This window comes from Shewanella sp. 10N.286.51.B8, assembly GCF_041469325.1.
Classification (GTDB): domain Bacteria; phylum Pseudomonadota; class Gammaproteobacteria; order Enterobacterales; family Shewanellaceae; genus Shewanella.
In genome coordinates this window covers 52,372-70,342 of the sequence record NZ_JBFRKG010000004.1, presented here as the reverse complement: position 1 = coordinate 70,342, position 17,971 = coordinate 52,372, and the positions used below count along the sequence as shown (strand labels likewise).

The window sequence follows — 17,971 nt, the reverse complement described above, 5'->3', positions numbered from 1 at the left end:
TTTAAATTGAACATTCAAGTAAGATCAAAAGCAGTTTTAAACCTTTACAGAATGAGCCCTATAACAACAAATGAACTCGCAGACTCAATAATCTCCGTTGGAAGTGTCCGAATGCGTTGAGCTAATTTGCGTGATGGAGGCAGGACGCCGACATAGCCTCAGTTGAGCCAGGGATGGCGAATCTGAGGCGGTAGCTAATTCGCTCTATAGCATGAGGAACAACACTTCGTCGGAGCGGCACAGGGAGATGCAAGAGGGGGATTGCTGTTGATCCCCTTCTTGCTCGGGTGTGGGTGGAAAACCCACGACTTTAATCTTCCAACTTAAAAACTTAGCACTCGAAAAACAATATTTCTCGAATGCTAAAATATAAAATCAACAATTACCCCCCCTAAATTACGTTAATTAGGGCAAAATAACTTAAAGCTATGGAATGTGATGGAGTTAATGTAGATGGTCGAGTTAAACGTATTAATCGGCGGGGTAATTGGATTTGTTTCAGCATTAGGTATGGAAGAATATAAACGATTTATAGCAGAAAAAGAAAAAAGTAAAACTTTGAAGAGACTACTAGTGTTGCTTTATGAAGAGGTGGAGCAAATTTCTGAATTATTATCCATTGATCTAAAAAACTTCGAGATGTGTTGCGGCAGCGGTTTAGATAACCATGATAAACTACACGAAAAAGAAAGAATAGAAAGTGTAATAAAAAGACTAAAACACAACCATATAATCTACGAATCACAATCGGAAAGACTACTTACTATTCCTTCCTATTTACCTAATTCTTTAATTCGATTTCACACTCGCCTAGCAGTTAATACAGATAAAATGTTAGATCTATTAAAAATTGAAGATGAAGAAAAATTAAAGGAAATTATAAACCTGTCTTCAATTGAATCTGAATCATTGAAAAAAGATATTAAAGATCAAATCGATAAAATTAAATCATGACTTTATCACAAAAAACCAGCCACTTTTTCAAGTAGGCTGGTTTTTTTAATCGTGATTGTTAAGCCAACGGCTTAACCAACAATTACCCTTGTGGGCGCATCGCTGGGAACAAGATCACGTCACGAATAGTGTGTGTGTTAGTGAATAACATCACTAAACGATCGATACCAATACCTTGACCTGCAGTTGGTGGTAAACCGTGCTCTAGTGCGCGAATATAATCGGCATCGTAGAACATCGCTTCATCGTCACCGGCATCTTTAGCATCAACTTGTGCTTTAAAGCGATTGTCTTGATCTTGTGCATCGTTAAGCTCAGAGAAACCGTTAGCCACTTCACGGCCGCCAATGAAGAACTCGAAACGGTCGGTGATGAAATGGTTGTCGTCGTTACGACGTGCAAGTGGTGAAATGTCAGCTGGGTAACCAGTAATGAACGTAGGTTGCATTAACTGAGGCTCAGCGGTTTCACCAAAGATTTCTTCAAGTAGTTGACCACAAGTCCAGAACTTCTCGATTGTCATGCCAAGGCTCTTAGCCAAGTCACGCATGAACTCAACGTCTTTAACTTCTTCGTAAGTCATAGACTGAATGGTTGCGTTGTCAGGGTTGTATTTTTTGATAGCGTCTAACATGCTTAAACGTGCATATGGGCCACCAAAATCAACAGTATGCTCACCGTATGGTAGCTTGGTAGAACCACAAAGCTCAGTAGCGATCGAACTTAGCATTTCTTCAGTAAGATCCATTAGATCTTTGTAATCAGCGTACGCCATATAGAATTCCATCATAGTGAATTCTGGGTTATGACGAGGCGATAAGCCTTCGTTACGGAAGTTACGGTTAACTTCAAATACTCGCTCAAAACCACCAACCACTAGACGCTTAAGGTATAGCTCTGGTGCGATACGCAAGTACATCGCCATATCAAGTGCATTGTGGTGCGTTTCAAAAGGACGCGCGCTAGCGCCACCAGGAATGCTGTGCATCATTGGGGTTTCAACTTCCATGAACTCTTTTTTGATCATGAAGTTACGGATAGCTGAAACCACTTTAGAACGCATAATAAATGCATTACGTGACTCTTCGTTAACGATTAAGTCAACGTAACGTTGACGGTAACGCGTTTCTTGGTCTGATAAACCGTGGAACTTTTCAGGCAGTGGACGCAATGCTTTAGTGAGCAATTGGTACTGCTCCATGTTCACATATAAATCGCCTTTACCAGAAAGGTGTAACTTACCGGTCACACCGATGATGTCACCAATGTCTAAACCTTGGAATGTGGCTTTAAGATCTTTTTGAACATCTTTACCCGCGTAGGCTTGAATGCGACCAGATACATCTTGGATTACCAAGAATGGGCCACGTTTAGCCATAATACGCCCAGCAATTGAACGGTTAACGTCCATGCCTTCAAGCTCTTCTTTAGTGAAGTGACCATATTCAGCTTGAATATCGGCAGCTTTGTGTTTGCGATCGAAGTTATTTGGGTGACCATTTGCAGGGCAGTTTTCGCGGATGTGATCTAGTTTCGCGCGACGTTCTGCAATTAACTTGTTTTCGTCTTGGGTTTGTTCAGTCATCTTCTTCTCTCGTTAAAGGCCAGATTTAAGGCTAGCTTCAATAAACTTGTCCAAGTCGCCATCTAAGACGCTTTGGGTATTTCGGTTTTCAACACCGGTACGTAAATCTTTAATACGGGCATCATCAAGCACGTATGAACGGATTTGGCTGCCCCAACCAATATCTGATTTGGCATCTTCCGCGGCTTGCTTATCAGCGTTCTGTTTGAGCATTTCTAACTCGTACAGTTTCGCTTTTAATTGTTTCATTGCAGCGTCACGGTTCTTATGTTGCGAACGGTCATTTTGACACTGCACCACAGTATTAGTGGGTAAATGGGTAATACGTATTGCTGATTCGGTTTTGTTGACGTGCTGACCACCTGCACCTGAGGCGCGGTAGGTATCAATACGTAAATCAGATGGATTGATATCAATCTCAATTGAATCGTCAATTTCTGGGTAAACGAATACCGAACAGAAAGAAGTATGACGCTTACCTGACGAATCAAACGGTGACTTACGCACTAAACGGTGAACACCGGTTTCTGTACGCAGCGAACCAAAGGCATATTCACCATTAAACTTGATGGTTGCGCCTTTAATACCAGCGACATCGCCGTCGGTGACTTCCATTAGTTCAGGTTTGTAATCGTGGGCTTCACCCCAACGTAAATACATACGCAGTACCATATTGGCCCAATCTTGTGCCTCGGTACCACCAGAACCTGATTGAATGTCTAAGTAGCAGTCTGCAGCATCATGTGGGCCCGAGAACATACGGCGGAATTCAAGTTCTTCCAAACGTTTCTCAAGATCATCTAATTCTGTGCTGGCATCGTTAAAGGTTTCTTCATCATCTTCTTCGATGGCAAGTTCAACCAGTCCTTCAATATCTTCAAGGCCGCTATCCATATCGTCGATCGTTTTCACGACGGCTTCTAGGGCGCTGCGCTCTTTACCTAGGGCTTGGGCATTATCTGGATCATTCCAAACTTCCGCACTTTCGAGCTCTCTACTGACTTCTTCTAAACGCTCACTTTTGGCAGCGTAGTCAAAGATACCCCCGAAGAAGTTCGGTGCGGTCAGCGAGTTCCTTGATTTTGAATTTAACTGGATTTACTTCAAACATGAATTTTCTACTTAATTTAGCGGTAAACAATACAATTAACCGCGCATTTTACCCCATGACTGCGACTAAACCTAGCGCTCAGAGGCGATTATTAACAAACATTAGTGGAATTGTTGATAACCAGGAAAAAACCGCCCATCAGCAAGCTGAACCACAAGCTGTGTTATTGGCTAAAAATGTCAGCAAATAGCCCAAAACCATGGCATTACTATAGCTAAAAATGGTTCATCAAGCCCCTGACTGGTAATGTAACCGGCTTAGAATTAATTGCTAAAAAAACGTTAACCTGCGACATAATCGGGCCTTTTATTCAGCACATCTATAACAATCTCTTTCAAATCTGCACGTTACTCCCCTTAGCTTTAAACTTTTATCAGCACTCGAATATGGCAGCGATCAACTACCAATAGCACCAAGATCAATTTAACCCCAAATTTGCGACCTAATCCCACTTAAAGCTAGAGCAAAACAGATTAAGTCACAAAACCACACCCAAGCGTGATGGCGGTTACAAAAGCTTATTCCACTTACTCAGCTTGATTCTGTTCATCTAAAAATAGGTATATTTTGTAGAGCTAATAAAGGGCGAAAATTTAGCCTGTAATAACCCCTACAAGGCCTAGTGATGATTACTCTCAAAATAGATGGCATTGCGTTAACTGTCAGTGCTGATAAAAATATTCTTCAAGCCGCTCGCGATGGCGGGATAAACATTCCTAGCTTATGCGATCCTGCAAACGGCAATACCCAGCGCAGTCATGGCAAACACAGCGATGGCAAACAAGCCTGTAATCTTTGTGTGGTTGATATCAAAAATCACGATGGCAGCTGCCGCAAAGTAAAAGCCTGTGAAACCCCTGTTGCCAGTGACATGCACATTACCACTCAAACCGCTGAGTTAAGCAAGTTACGCCAAGCAGCGTTAACCACTATTTTGTCTGATCACTTTGCTGACTGTGAAGCGCCCTGTCAGCAAGCCTGCCCTGCAGGGGTGGATATTCAAAGTTACCTGTTTCATATCGCCCAAGGTAATCACACCGAAGCGGTAAAAGTCATTAAGCAAACCTTACCTTTGCCGCTGTCTATTGGCCGTGTTTGCCCGGCCTTTTGTGAAGCCGAATGTCGCCGTGGCTTGGTTGATGAGCCAGTGGCTATTAGACAATTAAAGCGCCACGCCGCCGATTTAGACCTTGCCGATGAGCACAGCTATCAAATTGAAAAGCTGCCAGCTACTGGTAAAAAAGTCGCCATTATTGGTAGTGGCCCTGCTGGTTTAAGCGCCGGTTACTTTTTATCAAACCAAGGCCATCAGGTGCGCATTTTTGAGTCTATGCCCAAAGCGGGCGGCTGGCTGCGCTATGGCATTCCTGAGTATCGCTTACCTAAAGATATTCTTGATAAAGAAATTGATTTACTTAGCCAAAATGGCCTAGACATTGTCACTAATACCCGCCTTGGTGAAGATGTTCATCTAAAACAACTTACCGATGATTACGATGCTGTGTGTTTAGCCATTGGCGCCCAAAAAGCAGTGGCGATGAACTACCCGGGCAGTGATTTAACAGGCTGTTACTTAGGGGTCGATTACTTACGAGATTACTGCACCGAGCAAAGCTATCAAATCGGTCATAAAGTCGCGGTGATTGGCGGCGGTAATACTGCCATTGATTGCGCCCGCACCGCCGTGCGCGCAGGCCATGATGTCACCTTAATTTATCGCCGCACCCGTGCTGATATGCCCGCTGAGCCTTATGAAATTCATGAAGCTGAAGTTGAAGGGGTTAAGTTTCACTTTTTAACTAATCCGCTTAACAATATCGCTAATGAAGACGGCCAAGTCAGCGCCATTGAACTGGCGAAAATGGCCTTGGGTGAACCTGATGCATCAGGGCGGCGCTCACCAAAAGCCACTGGCGAAAGCTTTATTGAAGCCTTTGATACTGTCATTGCTGCGGTGTCGCAAACCCCAGATATGAGCTTTATGGAAGATCCAGCCAGTCACCTCACCACAGGTGAACTGGCGCTAACTCGCTGGAATACTTTTATCGGCTGTGAGCACACTATGTCTGCAGGGGTTGATAAACTGTTTGTAATTGGTGACTCTCGCCGCGGCCCAGCGACAGCAGTAGCGGCCATTGGTGATGGCCGTAAAGCCGCTGTAGCCATTAATAAATTGCTACACGAGGGGCTCAATTGCGACTTAACCCCAAAACCATTTAATGCAACGAAAGCGCCTAAAACCGCTGAATTATCAGCCGAGTTATACCCCAGCATTGCAGCAAAACCTCGCTACAAAATGGCTGAGCTTAGCGCCATTGAGCGTCAGCTAAATTTCAATGAAGTGGAGTTAGGCTATGCGCCCGATGAAGCAATGCAAGAAGCCGCCCGCTGTTTAGAGTGTGCTTGTCAGGCCAATACCGATTGTAAATTACGTGATTATGCCACTGAGTATCATGTGCAAGCGGAGCAATTAGACAGCACCAATGCGCGCCAATTTGCGGTGGATAAAACCAGCCCGTTTATTCAGTTTGATGCCAACCGCTGTATTAGCTGCGGCAAATGCGTCGATATTTGTGGTCAGCAAAGTGGTCACAATGCCATTAAGTTCACTAAAGACAGCTTCCAAGCATTACCGAATCAATTAACCGATGAGCGCCAAGCACCTCGGGTTGGCTTTAGTGCCAGCATGGCCGACAGTGATTGTGTGCAATGTGGTAACTGCGTGCAAGTGTGCCCAACTGGCGCGCTGGTTGATGCCCGTGATAAACGCCAAGGCGATGAAGAGCAGTTAACGACCACCTCGACCATTTGTACATACTGTGGTGTGGGTTGTCGTATCGAAGTCAGCGTGTCACCGACCACAGGCAAAATTTGCCATGTTGAAGGCAGTAAACACTCTGATGTTAACGATGGCATGTTGTGCGTTAAGGGCCGTTTTGGGTTTGACTTTATTCAAAGCGAGCAACGCTTAACCACGCCGCTTATTCGTAAAATGGGCGAGCTGATCCCCTGCAGTTGGGATGAAGCGCTAGATACCATCGCCGATAATTTTGCCAAGGTTAAAGCTGAAGCAGGCGCTGATGCCATTGCCACTTTAGCCTCAGCCAAAGCCACCAATGAAGATAACTACCTCATTCAAAAGTTTGTTCGCAGCGTATTAGGCACCAATAATATCGACCATTGTGCCCGTTTGTGTCATGCCAGTACTGTGTCAGCCCTGCAACTAAGTTTGGGTAGCGGCGCAATGACCAATGATATTCCGGGGATCAAAGAGTCTGACTTAATCTTTATCTTAGGCTCAGATACCTGCAATGCGCACCCGATAATTGCCTCAAGAATTAAACAAGCGATTCGCTCCCATGGCGCCCGCTTGATCGTTGCCGACCCAAAACGTGTCTCCATTGCTGATGATGCCTGTTTATACGTAGCGCAAAAGCCCGGCTCTGATGTGGTGCTGCTCAATGCGATTATGGCTGAGATCATTCGTCATGATTGGCATGACAAAGACTATATCAACGCCCATACCCAAGGCTTTGATGCAGTGATGCAAGAAGTGCTTAAGCCTGAATATCAGTTGCAAAATGCCACCAAGATTTGTGGGGTTAGCGCTGAGGATATTGCCCAAATGGCGCGTTATATTGGCACAGCGGAGAAAACCGCAGTCTACTACGCTATGGGCATAACCCAGCACACCTCAGGCCATGACAATGTCACTGCTATCGCTAACCTGCAAATGCTCTGTGGCAATTTAGGTAAAGTGGGTGCAGGCATTAATCCACTGCGTGGCCAAAGTAATGTCCAAGGTGCGTGTGATATGGGCGCGCTGCCAAATTACTACACTGGCTATCAGCGGGTTGATAACCCTGTGGTGCGTGAGAAATTTGAGCAGCAGTGGCAAACGCCGCTGTCAGCCACCGAGGGCTTAACGGCCACTGAAGTGATGCATGCCATTACCGAAGATAAAGTTAAAGCCTTATACGTTATGGGCGAAAACCCTGTGCTGAGCGACCCAGATCAAGCCCATGTGCTTGAAGCTTTGGAGAAGCTGCCGTTTTTAGTGGTGCAAGATATCTTCTTAACTGAAACCGCCAAGTATGCAGATGTGGTGCTACCTGCGGCATCATTTGCTGAAAAACAGGGCCACTTTACCAATACAGAGCGCCGAGTGCAGCGCCTAGAAGCAGTATTAACCCCGCCGGGACAAGCCCGCGCTGACTGGCAAATCATTCAAGATATTGCCAATAAACTGGGCGCTAACTGGCACTACGCTAACGAGCAAGCGATCACTAACGAGATCAATCAAGTGACCCCGCAATATCAAGGGATCACTTGGGATCGTTTAAGTGCTGATAAACATGGCACGCCAAGTAAAGGGCTGCAGTGGCCTTGCCGTGATGAGCAACATACGGGAACGCCCGTGCTGCATCAGGAGCAGCCCATTAAAGGCAAAGGTATATTCACCGCCGTGAGCTATCGCGCCCCAGCCGAATCTACCTGTGATGAGTATCCATTGGTATTGTCTACAGGTCGCTTATTAGAGCAGTTTCACACCGGTACCTTAAGCCGAAAAACCAGCGGTTTAGATACTTTAGGTACCCCAAGAGTGATGATGTCGGTGTTTGATGCTGAGCGTCTTGGGGTGAGTAATGGCGATAATTTAAAACTGAGTTCACGCCGCGGCGAAATTGAAATTGCCGCCTTTGTCACTAAGCGAGCGCAAGCGGGCGTTTTATTCTTACCGTTCCACTTTGCTGAAGCGGCGGCGAATAAGTTAACCAATAACGCAGTCGATCCGGTGGCCAAAATACCTGAGTTTAAAGTCTGCGCCGTTAAAGCGGAGTTAGCCACAGCGGTGTAATTTCACGCTTAACTGAAGTAAAACTGACGTAAAAACTGATAAAAAAGGCAAGCTTAGGTATATCACCAAGCTTGCCTTTTTTTATCGCGATATCGTATTTAGTTAAAGCACGGCTAACAAAGCCCCTGTAGCGGCAAACCCTGCTACTAACAAAACAATGTTGGGCTTAAAGATTTTCAGCACGCCAAAGCCTAATAACACCAATGCCATATCAATAGGTAATAGCACCGCTGAGGTAAACACTGGCGAATAAAGTGCGGCAAACAATAACCCCACCACTGCGGCATTCACTCCAGCAATAGCACCTGATATAACCGGTCGCTCACTGATAGCATGCCAGCTTTTTAACCCCACCAGCATCAGTAAAAATCCCGGTACAAAAATGGCAATGGTCGCCACAATCGCGCCTAAAATGGGTTGCTCCAACCATAAATCGGCCCCTAAAAAGGTCGCCAAGGTGAACATAGGCCCAGGAATCGCCTGCGCTAGTGCATAACCGGTTAGAAATCGATCTGGGCTTACCAGCTCACCGACATTGGCTTCCAGCAGTGGCAGCACCACATGACCGCCGCCAAACACTAAGCTGCCCACCTGATAAAATTGTGCAAATACTTGGCCTAGGGTGCCAGTTTGATTAATAAAGTAAAACGTCGACACTATGCCAATGATAAATAATGCTAACCAGCCATAGTTAAGCTTAATGGGGCTATTTTCTGGGGTAATATTTTCTCCTTTGGTGAGCAATACCACGCCCATTATCGCCGCCAGCAATAATACGATAATTTGGGTCAGCATTGAGGGGAGTAACATCAAGCAAGCTGCGGTAAGCAACATAATAACCCGGGCGGTTTTTCGCTGACAAAATTGGCTAAACATTCCCAATGTCGCATCAGCAACGACCACTACTGCCAGCAGTTTTAAGCCGTGGATTATGCCGACAACCGCATCGGCTTCAAGCCACTTGGCACTGGTTATGGCGAGTAAGAACAGCAATATAAAAGACGGTAAGGTAAAACCCAAAAACGCAGCAATTGCGCCCGCTAAGCCGCCGCGATGATAACCAATAGCAAAGCCAACCTGACTCGAACCCGGCCCTGGCATAAACTGGCTTAGCGCCACAAAACTGCCATAGCGTTTTTCATCGAGCCAATTAAGCTCGCTAACAAAGGTCTGCCTAAAATAACCAATATGCGCTGCGGGGCCGCCAAAACTGACTAAACCTAAGGCTAAAAAGCGGGTAAATATTTGCCACATAAGCTGTCCAATTCCGTTTAGAGATAAGCTGGCGATAGCATCACTGGCTTAAGTTTAAATAATGAGGTTTAAATAATTAGTTTTAAATAATAAGAGTTTGATACGAGATCATTAATACCAGCTTGCTATCAACCCCGTCACTAGATTAATTATATGACGCTTTGGTGTCGTTTTTATGACAGCGTACTTTTTCTGACCGCACAGTTTGATGACAATAGGCTCGATAGCTCATTGAGTCTAGTTAGGCTTGTAATTGCGCTAACACTTTCTCGCTGAGTAACTTTAATTGCTGTAATTCATCTGCGCTGCCACCGACTTTACAGCGCATCAATTGTGGAATTTGGCTCGCTTGCCGTTTTAAAGCCAGTCCTTGGGGCGTTAACTGTAATACCCTAACCCGCTCGTCTACTTTACTGCGATCTCGGATAACCAGTTGCTTTGTTTCCAGTCTTTTTAGTAACGGTGTTAAGGTGCCTGAGTCCAAATGTAATTTTTCACCTAAGGTTTTAACGCTAATCCCTGGCTCTTTCCACAGCACCATCATCACTAAATATTGCGGATAGGTTAGTGATAGTTCATCAAGTAGTGGCCGATAAGCGCGCACGACCGCATTGGTGGCACTATAAAGCGCAAAACATACTTGGTTTTCTAATGCCAATGCATCAAACTTTTCACTCATAATCATTCCTTAAATCCTAGTCACAGGCTTACTTTCTCGCAAAATTCTAATATCTATGGCGCTCAGTATTTGATGTGCAGCTTAATCACAACTACTGCATAGCCAAAGCGATTATCAGTTTATCACACTTAAATTGCGCACAATACAATATACTGATAGACCATTAGCTATTACTGCGCTGATACAGATTAATACAAAAATATTATCTACCTTTCCTTATTTTGGCCGATAAATCATTAACCCATTTAGGTTTCGCTAATTAGAGTAATAATATTATGGCACTTTCCATCAATGCTCCATCATCAATGCCGACCAATATCGATTCAGGTAGTAGCCTCAAAGTTGCTGTAATTGCAAAAGATCAGCAAAAAATTGAAGGTGAAATGGCCCTTCAATTAATTGAAGCCGCGCTGCCACCACCGGTTGGTAACTCAGGCCATAACATTAATATCAAAGCCTAAAGCTGTTACTGCTGAGTTGAGCTGTTGGATTAAGCTCATGATCGATTAAGCTAAATTAGCCAGATAGGTTATGATTTATTTTTAAGCACCTTTAAAAATAGGATTGTCTATCATGGCTATAAGAGCATTACTGTTATTGCTGAGTTACTGCGCGAGCACTCAGGCCATTGCACTGAGTGATCATGAGGTATTAGCTAATACTCAAGCCACTGAAGCTGATAAGTTAGCGCCTGCTTTTGATTGCCAGCAAGCAAGTGGCGAAGTGGAGCAGCTTATTTGCCAAGATAGTCAATTGGCACAGCTTGATATACAGCTCAATCAAGTGTTCAAAAAGTCAATTTCCCAGCTAGGCGCAGATGCTGATTTAGATGTAGATGCATTAGCGCAACTTAAAGCTTTTCAGCGAGGCTGGATAAAAGGCCGTAATGAGTGTTGGAAGGCTGACGATATTAAACAGTGCGTGATTTACGCCTATACTTCACGGCTAACCGAATTACAGATCGCCGCTGCGGTATTTGACGTACCTAAGGCGGTACAATATCAATGTGATCCCCCATCGAACAACAATCTGATGAGTATTAGGGTTTATTTTTATAACCAAACTGCGATACCTGCAGCAATATTGAACCTAAGCTTAGCTCCAACTGCTGATCCAATTGCAGATTCAAGAGCTGTCACGGTAGCGCAGCAAAATCCGCTATTAACATTACTGACGCTAAGTGCATCTGGGGCGAAATACCAAGGGCAGAATGTTAGTTTCTGGACTCACCAGCAACAAGCCGTGCTAAGCCAATTTGGGCAAGCGGATATAGATTGCCGAGTAAAATAGGGTAAAAGTCCAATAAAAAAACCATGCTAAAAAGCATGGTTTATTGTTTACTAACGCTAAGTACTAAGCGCTAGCGGTTTAGATTAGTTTAAAATGCTGTAGCCGCGATTTGCCATGCAGTTACGCACTACTGTTTCTTTCTCTGCTTCGTAATTGGCTTCATTGGCTCTTCTATCTTTCGCGCCACCTAGCAAGCCTACAGCAACACCAATACCGGCGCCGGTTTTAGCACCATGTGAACCACTACCACCAGCAATGGCACTGCCCGCTGCGCCTACTGCCGCACCTTTAAGGCCACTACTAATGGCACCACGAGATTCAGTATTTTTATGAACTTGCTGTGACATTTCTTGGCATTGATATTGATCGAAAACAAAATCTTTTTCATTCACGCCCGTTTTATCATAAATAATATTCGCGCTAGCTGAAAATGCTAAAAAAGAAAGCGAAACCAGTAATAATTTTTTCATATAAACCTCAAGCGATAATCAACTTATGGACGTATCCTACCTAAAGCATAATGTAAAAACGGAATATCGCATTTTTAAAATGGAATAATGCTAATTTACTACTGGCTAACTAAAACTTAACTTTCAGAAGTTAAGCTAATTTACTGCTTTCATAGCTATGACACATTTGCTGCGCTTGCAGCTCATCGTATTCGCGTAAACCGCTTAACACTAGGGTTTTGATACCTGAGCCTATGACTTTACCTGCGCTTTTTAAGGCAAACTGCAAGGTCACATCACCGCGTTTGCCATTGATTTGCATATCCTGCTCAACCAATTCAAGGCTCATATCAGTGAAATCGAAAGTATCTAATTGAAAAGACATACTTTCATAAATAACCAAAGGTCTGGCTGGGTTAATCATCATGCCGTACTGTTTCATCATCGGCACGAGTACATGAATAAAATTAAGCCCAGAAAACGCCACATAACTTTTGATGAATGCCGCTTTTTGTACATCACATTGACAAAGCGCCCCTTCACGTTCGATATGCAGGTATTCTTTGCCTTTGTTGTCACAAATACTAAATTGTTCACCGGCTTGCTGATCCAGAATTAACTCAACGCCATCACCGACCATGCCAGCAAACTTAAACTTCATTTTTTTGCTCAAGCCGAACTCTGTGAGCACTAAAGCAAACAGTAAGTCACCAGGAACACAGAAGCGTTTAGCGCCAACATTATGAATAGGATTAAAGTCTTCAGCGACGTGCTTGGCGAAATTGCTCGCTTGCAAAGCAGAAATAAACACACTTTGGTCTTGCTTAGCGTAATAAGGTGACAAAAACATATACATCCATTCTTATTCGTTAAAGATATCCATCTCTTATTGAGTTGGGTTTATTGTGAATCGAGTTTACAGCAAAAATTCACATAAACTCAGCCGATGACTTAATCGCTGTCACGACTGCAGCACTATGCTCTTACCTCACTATTTGTGAAGCGAACCACATCATACTAATCCAACTCCAACATTTGAGTTAACATTATTAACTCAAATGTTGATTTTAGTAATTAATTAAGTAAACTCCATCACAATACGGATACAAATGATAACAATTACCATTTTTATTATATTTGCAATTCGCCTTTGGAGATTTACATGACTCAACACAGCCTTCGAATTAGTCTTTTAGCCACTGCCCTATTCAGCGCTTTTTCAGCATCTGCTGCCGATACAGATCCTGCAACCAATGCCACCATGGAGCAAATCTCAATTTTTGGCAGTGCCAATCCGGTTAATAATGTTCCCGGTAGTGCTCATGTTATCGGTGACGCTGAAATTGAAAACTTCAAATACACCGACATTATGCGCACCCTAGCGTCTGTGCCTGGGGTGTATCTGCAAGAAGAAGATGGTTATGGCTTACGTCCAAATATTGGTATGCGTGGCACGGGTCAAAATCGTTCTGAAAAAATCACCATTATGGAAGACGGCGTATTAGCGGCGCCTGCGCCTTATGCTTCTCCTGCGGCTTACTACTTTCCAACCTCTGGTAGAATGCAAACCGTTGAGATCATGAAAGGCGGCTCGACCCTTAAATACGGCCCTCGCACCACTGGTGGTATTATCAATATGCTTTCTCGTCAAATCCCAGTGGAAGAACTGGCTGGCGGTATTGATGTGGCCGCAGGACAAGACGGCTTTGCTAAAGTACATGCCCATGCAGGCGGTCAAGGCGAACGCGTTGGCGCGGTAGCAGAAATTTACCGTTATCAAGCTGATGGCTTTCGCGACATTAATGGTGTTGGTGGTGATACTGGTTTTGTGAAAAACGATGCCTTAGCGAAAATCAGTATTGATAGTAGCGACGATGCCAAGTATCAGCAACGCCTTGAATTAAAATTAAAGTACTCAGATGAAGTGTCTAACGAAACTTACATGGGTTTAACTGAAGATGATTATAACGCTTCACCTTATATGCGTTACTCTGCCTCTCAAAAAGATGAAATGAGCACTGATCACAAGCAAATTCAGTTAAACCATATCATCGACTTTAGCTCGACTGTATCACTTGCGACCACGGCTTATTACAATAATTTTGCCCGTAACTGGTACAAGACCTCGAAAGTTGATGGCGAAAGCTTAGGCAGTGGCGGTATTAAAAAAGCGGCTGAATTTGATCAAGATCCAACGTCAATGTCACCAATGGATGTGCAAGTGAAAGCCAATAATCGAGAGTATTTATCCCAAGGGATTCAAACTGAACTGAACTGGTTACTCGGCGATCATGATTTAGCCATTGGCGCGCGTTTTCACGAAGATGAAATGGATCGCTTTCAGTGGGTTGATACCTATGAATTAGGCGCTAACCAAGTAATGTCACTGACCAATAGCGGCGTTCCTGGCACTGACTCTAACCGTATTGATAGCGCTGAAGCGTTTGCTTTTTACGTTCAAGATAAAATGACCTTTGGCGATTTAGCCATTACTGCCGGTCTGCGTTATGAAGATGTCACTACTCAGCGTCGTGATTGGGGTAAAACTAACGTCGGCCGTGAAGGTGCACCAGATGAAGATATCAGCAACAGCTTCGATGTGGTTTTACCTTCAGTTGCAGCAACTTACCAAATAACCGATAACTTAATTGTGCTCGCAGGCATTCAGCAAGGTTTTGCCCCTAGCGCCCCCGGTAATGATGACGGTAAAGAAGAAAAAAGCTGGAACTATGAAGCGGGCGTTCGTTACAACACTGGCGCTTTAAATTCTGAAGCTATCGCCTTTTACAGTGATTACAGCAATATGCACGGCAACTGTACCGCTGCACAAGGTTGTGATGATGACAATATTGATAACCAATATAATGCTGGTGAAGTGGAAGTGAGCGGCGTAGAACTGAGTTTAGGTTATGAATTTAATCAAACAGGCGAGATTAGTTTCCCGGTAAAAATGGCTTACACCTTCAGCAATGCTGAATTCCAAAACGCATTCATCTCTGACTTTGAGTCATGGGGCGACGTTGAAAAAGGTGATGAACTGCCTTATTTACCTGATAACCAACTGTTCTTATCTGCAGGCGTTCAAGCACAAGCATGGCAAGTCACTATTGCAGGTCGTTATACCTCTGATATGCGCACCGTCGCCGATCAAGGTGGTATCCCTGCAGAAGAATTAATTGCCAATAAAACCGTTGTGGATTTATCGGCTCGTTACTTCATTAATGATGCATCTGAAGTCTACTTAACCGTTGATAACTTATTGGATGAAACCTATATGACCACCCGCATTCATGGTTCTATCTTTGCTGGTAAGCCGCAAACGGCAACACTCGGTTATCACTATAAGTTTTAATCGCTTAGGTTAAGATTTAGCTAAGCTTTAGTTAAGCGATATAAACTTAAGCCAAAGGTAAGCTCGCTAAATACCGACACAATAAAAATGGCTACTCAAACGAGTAGCCATTTTTTATTCTGCCTAATTAATCATTAAGATTATAAAGCTGACTCAGCTGAGTGTTAATTGATGATTTTTTGCCACCAAGACAAGGGCTCACCACAGTTTGCAGCAGGCTTGTAGCTGTCACGTGTGGCAGGCAGCGCCATCACATTGTCACAATCGGCTTGTTTTGCCACGCCAGTGTCTTTATCAAAATAACCTTGGGTTATGCCATCTGCCGGCGTCATTCTTAAACCTAACGGCGGACGCTGCTTTAAAAATGCTTGGTACACTGCCATTGCGCCGCTTGAGCCATATAAACCCGTTTTACTGTTATCGTCTTGACCAACCCAAATAGCTGCCACGTTACGCTCATCAAAGCCTGCAAACCAAGAGTCACGACTATCATTACTGGTGCCGGTTTTACCCGCTAGAGCTACATTAGGGAATGCTTGACCCAAGCGTTTAGCAGTGCCGGTTTTGACCACTTGATTCATCGCATATTGCACCAAGAAATCGGTTGCAGGATCCATTCCTTGAACGGCACTTTCACGCGTTACCTTCAATGGTTGATTATTAGTATCAAGCACCGCAGTTATTGATGTTAATGGTCGATAACGGCCATTATTGGCAATGGTTTGATAAGCCTGCGCCACCATATAAGGTGAGCCATTAATGGCCCCTAACAACATTGATGGATAGCGAGGTATAGCATCGGACCAACCCGCATTAGCCATGGTTTTAGCGACATTATCAACGCCTAATTCAATACCAATATTCACCGTTGGTACATTCATTGAGTTTTTAAATGCATCTAATAATGGCACCTGTTGACGGAATTTTCGATCCACATTTTGTGGCGACCAGGTTTTACCTTGACCATTTTGTAAGGTGATCGGTTTGTCAGCTATTGGGGTCGCCAAATTATATTTACTGCCTTGTTGCAATGCAGTGGCATACACAAATGGTTTCACTAACGAGCCAATCGGGCGGCGAATTTCCACTGCGCGGTTAAAGCCGTCAAAGCTTGGCACTCTATCCCCTACCATGGCGGCAATGCCATCGGTGTATTTGTCAGTTACCACCATCCCTACTTGCACGTTTTTAGTGCGTTCATCCAGTGACTTCATGGTGCTTAATACGGCTTTCTCAGCGGCATCTTGAGCCATAGGATCTAAGGTGGTGTATACCTTGACCCCTGATTGCTGCAGTAAGCTATCACCATAACGCGTTCGTAACTCTTGTTTTACCACCGCAAAGAAAGCTGGCAGTTTTTGATGTACTGATTTATTAAAATCACGCAGCCCGAGTGGTGATTCTACCGCCGCTTTGTATTGCTCAACGGTTAAGCGATCATCTTCCATCAGTAATCGCAGCACCAAGTCGCGGCGATTTTGCGCCCGCTCAGGTGAGCGCCAAGGGTTGTAGTATGATGGCCCTTTAATGGCGGCAATTAAAAAGGCTTGTTGGGATACTGTTAGCTCCGCGATAGGACGGCCGAAGTAAAACTGCGACGCCAAGCCCATACCATGAACGCCACGCGCCTTGTCTTGCCCCATATACACTTCATTTAAATAAGCCTCGAGTATCTCTTCTTTGCTGTATCGAAAATCAATGATGATTGCCATTAAGGCTTCACGGATTTTACGCACAATTGAGCGCTCACTGGTTAAAAAGAAGTTTTTAGCTAATTGCTGAGTTAAGGTTGAACCACCTTGAACTGTGCGCCCGGCGGTCACATTGACGATAGCGGCGCGGAGAATGGCAAATGGATTAACCCCATGATGCTGATAAAAACTGCGATCTTCGACCAAAATCAGGGCATCGACAATAGCTTGGGGCATTTCTGTGGTAGGCACAAATAATCGGTCTTCAGCGCCAGAAGCCAAAATGCGATCCAGCAATACTGGCTCTAAATGAAATACTGCTAATTGACGCTTATCACTCATGCGCTGCACTGAGTTGACCCCTTGAGAGTCAAATGAAATCATCACCCGCTGAGCTGCTTGATCGCCTTCTGGGTGTAAAAATGGTCGACGCCAAAGCTCAATTTTACTACTGGATGCTGAAAACTCGCCCACTTGACGAGGGTTGGCCACTTTACGATAGCCAAGCAGTTTTAGCTCCGCCATTAGCTGCGGATGGTTTATGGCTGCGCCGGGATAAATGGCCATTGAACGGCTAAACACTTGTGCGGGTAAGTGCCATTTTTGCCCTTCAAATTTACGGGCAATAATTTGATCTAAATAGATGCCGTAAGAGCTCACCACCACGATGCCAATCAAGCCGAGTTTCCAGCCGATTGACCACAGTTTTTTCCACATTGACGGCTTAGCTTTAGCAACGACCCTTTTT

The 17,971-nt window shown here is 44.3% G+C and carries 13 protein-coding genes; 6 read left to right on the top strand and 7 right to left on the bottom strand.

Features of this window, described 5'->3' with window-relative positions:
* The first annotated feature begins 453 nt into the window (after positions 1-453).
* Positions 454-954, top strand: a complete 501-nt coding sequence (locus tag AB4160_RS01605; RefSeq protein ID WP_372003382.1) for a hypothetical protein — start codon at positions 454-456, stop codon at positions 952-954.
* An 82-nt stretch (positions 955-1,036) separates the two neighbouring features.
* Here the strand turns inward: AB4160_RS01605 and lysS are convergent, their stop codons facing one another.
* Together lysS and prfB are read right to left on the bottom strand one after the other, a co-directional pair.
* On the bottom strand, positions 1,037-2,539 hold the full coding sequence (gene lysS / locus AB4160_RS01600; RefSeq protein ID WP_102435746.1) for a lysine--tRNA ligase: 1,503 nt from the start codon (positions 2,537-2,539) through the stop codon (positions 1,037-1,039).
* A 12-nt stretch (positions 2,540-2,551) separates the two neighbouring features.
* Positions 2,552-3,650, bottom strand: a protein-coding gene (gene prfB / locus AB4160_RS01595; RefSeq protein WP_198589352.1) for a peptide chain release factor 2 whose coding sequence is annotated in 2 segments (ribosomal slippage) — positions 2,552-3,574 and positions 3,576-3,650 — 1,098 coding nt in all. Because the reading frame shifts where the segments join, the coding sequence is not laid out codon by codon here.
* Here prfB and AB4160_RS01590 point away from each other — a divergent pair.
* Complete coding sequence (locus AB4160_RS01590; protein ID WP_102435742.1) at positions 3,649-3,840, top strand: hypothetical protein; 192 nt, start codon at positions 3,649-3,651, stop codon at positions 3,838-3,840. The genes prfB and AB4160_RS01590 overlap by 2 nt on opposite strands.
* Before the next feature lie 435 nt (positions 3,841-4,275).
* Positions 4,276-8,508, top strand: coding sequence for a formate dehydrogenase subunit alpha (gene fdhF, locus AB4160_RS01585; protein WP_372003379.1), 4,233 nt, complete (start codon positions 4,276-4,278; stop codon positions 8,506-8,508).
* A 102-nt stretch (positions 8,509-8,610) separates the two neighbouring features.
* Here the strand turns inward: fdhF and chrA are convergent, their stop codons facing one another.
* Together chrA and AB4160_RS01575 are read right to left on the bottom strand one after the other, a co-directional pair.
* Positions 8,611-9,762, bottom strand: coding sequence for a chromate efflux transporter (chrA, locus tag AB4160_RS01580; protein WP_102435738.1), 1,152 nt, complete (start codon positions 9,760-9,762; stop codon positions 8,611-8,613).
* A gap of 241 nt (positions 9,763-10,003) precedes the next feature.
* Positions 10,004-10,447, bottom strand: coding sequence for a MarR family winged helix-turn-helix transcriptional regulator (locus AB4160_RS01575; RefSeq protein WP_372003374.1), 444 nt, complete (start codon positions 10,445-10,447; stop codon positions 10,004-10,006).
* Positions 10,448-10,716: 269 nt separating this feature from the next.
* On the opposite strand from AB4160_RS01575, the gene AB4160_RS01570 reads away from it, so the two are divergent.
* Both AB4160_RS01570 and AB4160_RS01565 read left to right on the top strand, forming a co-directional pair.
* Complete coding sequence (locus tag AB4160_RS01570) at positions 10,717-10,902, top strand: cytoplasmic protein (protein WP_076543161.1); 186 nt, start codon at positions 10,717-10,719, stop codon at positions 10,900-10,902.
* A gap of 112 nt (positions 10,903-11,014) precedes the next feature.
* Positions 11,015-11,731, top strand: coding sequence for an MliC family protein (locus AB4160_RS01565; protein ID WP_102435734.1), 717 nt, complete (start codon positions 11,015-11,017; stop codon positions 11,729-11,731).
* Positions 11,732-11,814: 83 nt separating this feature from the next.
* Here the strand turns inward: AB4160_RS01565 and AB4160_RS01560 are convergent, their stop codons facing one another.
* The gene (locus AB4160_RS01560) at positions 11,815-12,201 is read right to left on the bottom strand and encodes an RNA polymerase subunit sigma (RefSeq protein WP_076543163.1); all 387 of its coding nucleotides are present in this window, start codon (positions 12,199-12,201) and stop codon (positions 11,815-11,817) included.
* Between the two features lie 130 nt (positions 12,202-12,331).
* The gene (locus AB4160_RS01555; RefSeq protein ID WP_102435732.1) at positions 12,332-13,030 is read right to left on the bottom strand and encodes a DUF3581 domain-containing protein; all 699 of its coding nucleotides are present in this window, start codon (positions 13,028-13,030) and stop codon (positions 12,332-12,334) included.
* 312 nt (positions 13,031-13,342) lie between these two features.
* Between AB4160_RS01555 and AB4160_RS01550 the strand changes: the two genes are divergently transcribed.
* Positions 13,343-15,532: a TonB-dependent receptor family protein gene (locus AB4160_RS01550; RefSeq protein WP_372003371.1), complete on the top strand. Its 2,190-nt coding sequence runs from the start codon at positions 13,343-13,345 to the stop codon at positions 15,530-15,532.
* 164 nt (positions 15,533-15,696) lie between these two features.
* On the opposite strand, the gene mrcB is transcribed toward AB4160_RS01550, so the two are convergent.
* On the bottom strand, positions 15,697-17,940 hold the full coding sequence (mrcB, locus tag AB4160_RS01545) for a penicillin-binding protein 1B (protein ID WP_303446313.1): 2,244 nt from the start codon (positions 17,938-17,940) through the stop codon (positions 15,697-15,699).
* Positions 17,941-17,971 lie beyond the last annotated feature (31 nt).